The 6,251-nt window shown below is 43.0% G+C and carries 5 protein-coding genes; all 5 read left to right on the top strand.

Annotated features, from left to right (window positions below):
* Nucleotides 1-1,094, top strand: a 1,094-nt coding sequence (locus tag VLN09_RS11500; protein WP_325246645.1) for a beta-ketoacyl-ACP synthase III, incomplete at its 5' end; no start/stop codon positions are given.
* 248 nt (nucleotides 1,095-1,342) lie between these two features.
* Nucleotides 1,343-2,431: a peptide chain release factor 1 gene (prfA, locus tag VLN09_RS11495; RefSeq protein ID WP_325246643.1), complete on the top strand. Its 1,089-nt coding sequence runs from the start codon at nucleotides 1,343-1,345 to the stop codon at nucleotides 2,429-2,431.
* Between the two features lie 43 nt (nucleotides 2,432-2,474).
* Nucleotides 2,475-2,948 carry a hypothetical protein gene (locus tag VLN09_RS11490; RefSeq protein ID WP_325246641.1) on the top strand — a complete coding sequence of 158 codons (474 nt, stop codon included), beginning with the start codon at nucleotides 2,475-2,477 and terminating at the stop codon, nucleotides 2,946-2,948.
* Between the two features lie 136 nt (nucleotides 2,949-3,084).
* Nucleotides 3,085-4,620 carry a lysine--tRNA ligase gene (lysS, locus tag VLN09_RS11485; protein WP_325246639.1) on the top strand — a complete coding sequence of 512 codons (1,536 nt, stop codon included), beginning with the start codon at nucleotides 3,085-3,087 and terminating at the stop codon, nucleotides 4,618-4,620.
* Between the two features lie 158 nt (nucleotides 4,621-4,778).
* Nucleotides 4,779-6,251, top strand: a 1,473-nt coding sequence (gene dnaX, locus VLN09_RS11480; RefSeq protein WP_325246637.1) for a DNA polymerase III subunit gamma/tau, incomplete at its 3' end; no start/stop codon positions are given.

Genomic DNA, 6,251 nt, shown 5'->3' with positions numbered 1-6,251 from the left:
GTAATGAAGAGCTAGTAGAGTCTTTTAAACAGTATGTTGAAAATTATAATACAGAACACGCTGCTGATATTGAAGCAGGAACCGTTACTGAACTTCAGCCTTCATCAGCGGCTTTTATCGAAAAAGTATCTGGTATTAAATCACGCTATGTGATGGAAAAAGACGGCATCTTAAACCCTGAAATCATGGCACCTGTTATCGCTTATCGTAACTTGGGTGAAGAGCTGTCTATCATGGCAGAAATGGGTGTAGCCGCGTTAAATGATGCCTTGGCTGATGCTGGGCTTGAAGCTAACGATTTAGATGGTATCATCCTTGCTTGCTCAAATTTTCAGCGTACTTATCCAGCCGTCTCTATCGAGATTCAAAATGCGATCGGTATGGTGGGCGGCTTTGCTTATGATATGAATGTAGCGTGTAGTGCCGCAACTTTTGGTCTATCACAAGCACATGGTTCTATCGCATCAGGTCTTGCTAAGCGCGTCGCTGTGGTCAACGTTGAAATTACTTCGGCGCATCTAAACTGGCGTAACCGTGACAGTCACTTTATCTTTGGTGATGTCGCAACCGCTTGCATCGTAGAAGAGCTGGATACGCCTAAAGGCTATGAAATTCTAAATTCTAAGCTATTTACTCAGTTCTCGACCAATATCAAAAACGAATACGGTTTTATGGATCGCTCAGAGTTTTTAGCAGCGCAAACAGAGATGTATCCGGATCTTAAAGAGCCAGTGACCGACAAGCTATTCTTGCAAAATGGTCGTAAAGTCTTCCGTGAAGTCTGTCCAAAAGTGTCAGAGGTCATTACTGAGCATCTACAAGAGAATGATATCCCAACCTCTGATGTAAAAATGATGTGGCTGCACCAAGCCAATGCTAATATGCTAGATTTAATCTTGCGTAAGGTCATCGGTAAAGAAGCAGACAAAGCGATTGTGCCCAGTGTCATTGCTGAATTCGCCAATACTAGCTCAGCCAGCCCAATGATTGTCTTCCATCGCTATAAAGATGACCTTGCCTCAGGTGATTTGGGCGTTATTTGCTCGTTTGGTGCCGGTTACTCTATTGGGTCGGTAATCGTCCGCAAGGTCTAATTTTTAAATCTTAATCTTGATCTCTCATCCTTATCTAAATAGCCAAGAATATTCTTGGCTATTTTTTTTACTCAAATTTCAAGTAAAGTTGATGCTGTATTCAAATTATCAGAAAAAAGCGTCGATATTGTGGAAGCGGCAGAAAAGTTTGTCCATATATTGACAAGATTACTGAGAGGTTTTAATTTAAGCGCAAAAATTTGCTATAATCACGGTCTTATTTCAATTATTCAATTAAAAGTCCTTTTATGAAAGAATCCTTACGCCTGCGTTTAGACCAGATGGTAGACCGTTATGAAGAGGTCACTGCCTTATTATCAGACCCGAGTGTCAACAGTGATAACAATAAATTCCGTGAATTGTCCGTTGAGCATAGTGACTTGATGGATATCACTACTTTATGGCAGAACTATGTTGGTGCAGAAACGGATCAGGCTGAGGCAGAAGCGATGCTAAAAGAAGCTTCAGATCCTGACATGAAAGAGATGATGCAAGAAGAGATTGACAGTGCTCGCAATACTATCGTAGAGATGGAAGAAGCACTTAATGTCATGATGCTGCCAAAAGACCCTAATGATAAGGTGCCTGCATTCCTTGAGATTCGAGCAGGAACGGGCGGCGATGAAGCGGCGATTTTCTCTGGTGATTTGTTCCGTATGTACCAAAAGTATGCGCAAGCTCAAGGCTGGACCCTAGAGATATTGTCAGCAAATGAGGGTGAGCATGGTGGTTATAAAGAAATCATTACTCGTGTGTCGGGCAATAGCGTTTATGGTCGCCTAAAGTTTGAATCTGGTGTGCATCGTGTTCAGCGTGTGCCTGATACAGAAAGCCAAGGTCGCGTGCATACGTCAGCTTGTACCGTTGCTGTCATGCCTGAAGTTGAGATTGATGACACAGTTGATTTAAATCCAGCTGACATTCGTTTTGACACCTTCCGCTCAAGCGGTGCCGGTGGTCAGCACGTGAATACCACCGACTCAGCGGTACGTTTGACACACATTCCAACCGGTACCGTGGTAGAGTGTCAACAAGAACGCAGTCAGCATAAAAACCGTGCGCAAGCCATGAAAATGCTGATTTCTAAAATCCAGCAAGTTAAAGTCCAAGCACAGGTAGATGCAGCTGATACGATCCGTCGCGACTTGGTTGGTAGCGGTGATCGTTCAGAGCGTATCCGTACTTATAACTTTCCGCAAGGGCGTATGACCGATCATCGTATTAACCTGACCTTATATAAGCTTGATTCGATTATGGAAGGTGACTTGGATGAAATCCTTGATGCACTGTTACGTGAACATCAAGCGGACTTGATGGCAAGTATTGGTGGTGCTTAATAATAGATTGATTCATAAGCCCATAAAATAAGAGGCGTAAGCCATGCATATGATAACTAGACCATCGCTAATATTACCGTTTAACAAAATCGCGCTTACTATTGCCGCGATGTTGATAGCGTTTTGGTTATCTGCTTGTAGCATCACGCCTTCATCAACGACAGCAGTGCAGCCAAAACAGACTGATGGTACTGCAATGAATGATAAAAATGACCCTTTTTCTTATCAAGCATGTGTTTATCCGCCTAATGAGATTGTACAAGCGTGCACTGCGAAGGGTGGCGCGTTTTTACAGCAAGGTCGGCTTGGTTGTTATCAATGTCTGGTAACTTATACCGATGCAGGAAAAGCTTGCCAAGACAGTACAGACTGCCAAGGTAAGTGCAAAAACACAGGTGAGTTTATAGCTGCCGATGTCAAAACTCAGTCTGGACAATGCGCTAGTGATAGCAGCCTTTTTGGCTGTTATCAAACGATTGAAAAGGGCGTGGCACAGCCTGCTATCTGTGTCGATTAATTTGGTATTTGTTTGAAATGTTAAGAATGCATAATTATTATGTAGCTGCCTTATTTGAACTTCTTATTTTAAGTCGTTATTTTAAATTTATAATGTTCGTTTATTCCTTTAATTGTCTAATAATTTTGAGAGTGTTATGTCAAAGCCCAACAATCAAAATCAGAACCAAGAGCAAATCCCAGAAGACGCTAACGAGCTGATTGCTCAATTGCAAGCCAAGCTAGATGATATCGTTGCTTCAGGTAAACAGCCTTACCCGAATACGTTTAAGCGCACGGATTATGCCCAAGATTTGCAGACGGCTTTTGAGGGTATCTCAAAACAAGAAATTGCTGATAATGATGCTAAAGGCGAAAAAACACAGGTGAATGTCGCCGGTCGAGTCATGCTTAACCGTGGGGCGTTTATTGTCATTCAAGACATGACAGGTCGTATCCAATTATACGTGGCACGTAAAGAACTAAGTGAAGAGATGCTGGCGAGTATTAAATCATTAGATTTGGGTGATATCGTTGGTGTGTCAGGTTATATCGGTCGCTCAGGCAAAGGTGATTTGTACGTACATATCGAAGAGATAGAGTTATTAACCAAAGCGCTACGTCCAATGCCAAATAAGTTTCATGGACTAGCTGATGTAGAAGCTCGTTATCGCAATCGTCATCTTGATTTGATGACCAATGAGACGACCCGTGATACCTTTATGGTGCGCAGTCAAGTCATTAGCGGTATTCGCAAATTTATGTTGAATGAGCGTTTTATGGAAGTCGAAACGCCAATGATGCACCCCATTCCAGGTGGTGCGGTGGCGCGTCCGTTTGTGACCCATCATAATGCGCTTGATATGCCGTTGTATCTGCGTATCGCTCCTGAGCTTTATCTCAAGCGCTTAGTCGTTGGTGGTTTTGAAAAAGTATTTGAGATTAATCGCAGCTTCCGTAATGAAGGTATCTCAACCCGTCATAACCCTGAATTTACTATGATTGAGTTTTATCAAGCCTATGCTGATTATCATGATTTAATGGATTTGACTGAGCGCTTATTTAACGAGTTGGCGATCGATATCTTAGGTACTACCGAGATTACCTATCAAGAAGAAGCTATTAGCCTAAAAGCGCCTTTCGAGCGTCTGTCTATGTCTGATGCGATTGCCAAATATGCAGAAAACTTTGATATGACCCGTATTAATGATCGTGAGTATCTCGCAGAGTACGCATCGACAACGCTTAAGCAGCAAGTAAAAGATGTCTTTGGTGTAGGTAAATTGCAGACCATTATCTTTGAAGAAACCGCTGAGCATCAACTTCGTCAGCCAACTTTCATTACTGAGTATCCAGCTGAGACATCACCACTAGCGCGCCGTAGTGATGAAAATCCTGAGATTACTGATCGCTTTGAGTTGTTTATTGGTGGTCGTGAGTTGGCAAATGGCTTTAGTGAACTCAATGATCCGGCGGATCAGGCTGAGCGCTTCCTTGGTCAAGTGGCTGAAAAAGATGCAGGCGATGATGAAGCGATGCACTTCGATGCAGAATATATTGAAGCTCTGTCTTATGGTTTACCGCCAACAGCAGGCGAGGGTATTGGTATCGATCGTTTGGTGATGCTATTGACAGACTCTGCTAGTATCCGTGATGTGATTTTATTCCCACACATGCGCCGAAAAAACGACTAATGGTTAACTAGTCTTCGACCAAAGTCGCTTATTAAGTGCGGTTAAGTCATAATCAAATTAGTAAGAAGCCAGACGAATGCGCTGGCTTTTTGCTATAATTAGTATCGAAAAATAGTATTCAAAATACGCACTTTAACTACTTGGAACAATGGATAGCTATGTCGCAGCAATATCAAGTTTTAGCTCGCAAATACCGACCCAAAAACTTTCATGAGTTGATTGGGCAGACGCATGTCTCGCAAGCACTGATTAATGCCATTGATTACAACCGTCTGCATCATGCCTATTTGTTTACTGGTACGCGCGGCGTGGGTAAGACGACGATTGCACGTATTTTATCTAAATGCTTGAACTGTGATACAGGTATTACTAGCACGCCATGTGGCGTGTGTGATAACTGCGTAGCGATTGACCAAGGGCGTTTTATTGATCTGATTGAGATTGATGCCGCCTCTCGTACGAAAGTTGAAGACACGCGAGAACTACTTGATAACGTCCCTTATGCACCAAGTCAAGGTCGCTATAAAGTGTACCTGATTGATGAGGTGCATATGCTGTCGACACATAGTTTTAATGCGCTTCTCAAAACTTTGGAAGAGCCGCCTGAGCATGTCAAATTCTTGCTAGCAACCACTGATCCGCAAAAGCTACCCATTACTATTATTTCTCGCTGCTTACAGTTTGTGCTACGTCCTTTATCGCAAAATCTGCTTAGTGAGCACTTAGCCAATATTTTAACCCAAGAGCAAGTCGGCTATACTCAGCCTGCGCTTTGGCAATTGGCCAGCGCTGCTAAAGGCTCTGTACGTGATGCTTTGTCATTGACCGATCAAGCCATTGCTTTTGGTCAAGGTGCACTTGATGATGTAACGGTAAATGCGATGCTTGGGCTCATTGATGCAGCTGACTTAGTCAGCTTGATCACAGATATTTATCGTCATGATAAGCCTGCCGTCGCGACCCATATTGAGCAGATGCGCGCGCAAATGGTCGATGCGTCGAGTATGTTTGATGGACTTACTGAGCTGCTACACCAGTTGGCATTATGTCAGCTGTTGCCTGAGGTTGCCCTCAACGTCAATGAAGCGCAAGCACAGCATATTAATAAACTTGCCCAGCATATGAGTCCTGATGTCTTACAGCTTTACTATGAAATCGTGGTACAAGCACGTGAAGGCGTTAAACTTGCTAGCACACCGATGCAAGCGCTAGAGATGTGCATTTTACGTCTATTGGCTTTTCGTCCCTTACCTGTCAATGAGATCTTAGCAAACGTACCTGATAGTACGATACGATCCATAGAGACAGTTGCTTCTACGGCTGTATCTAATAAAGAATCATTAAATACTGATCAGCATCTAGCGTCAGCTTCATCATTAGAGTTAACATCAGAATCAGTACCACTGTTACAAGACTATAAGGCTGATTATCAAGCCCAAAGTGAGGTTGAGTCATATCACGCAAGCTATGATAGTGCTGAACTGAGTCAATATGATAATTATGGTAGTGATGAGGAGTTAGCGTTATTAGCTGCTAACATTGGCTCCGAACCTGTTGTTGAGCCTGAACCTGTTGTTGAGCCTGAACCTGTTGTTGAGCCTGAACCTGTTGTTGAGCCTGAACCTGTTGTT

Origin of the sequence: Psychrobacter sp. (assembly GCF_035469765.1) — a bacterium.
In the GTDB taxonomy this organism is placed as follows: Bacteria; Pseudomonadota; Gammaproteobacteria; order Pseudomonadales; family Moraxellaceae; genus Psychrobacter.
This window is presented reverse-complemented; position numbering and strand designations above follow the sequence as displayed.

Coding starts and splice junctions, on each gene's coding strand:
- prfA (WP_325246643.1), top strand. CDS start 1,343: ATGAAAGAATCCTTACGCCTGCGTTTAGACCAGATGGTAGACCGTTAT.
- VLN09_RS11490 (WP_325246641.1), top strand. CDS start 2,475: ATGCATATGATAACTAGACCATCGCTAATATTACCGTTTAACAAAATC.
- lysS (WP_325246639.1), top strand. CDS start 3,085: ATGTCAAAGCCCAACAATCAAAATCAGAACCAAGAGCAAATCCCAGAA.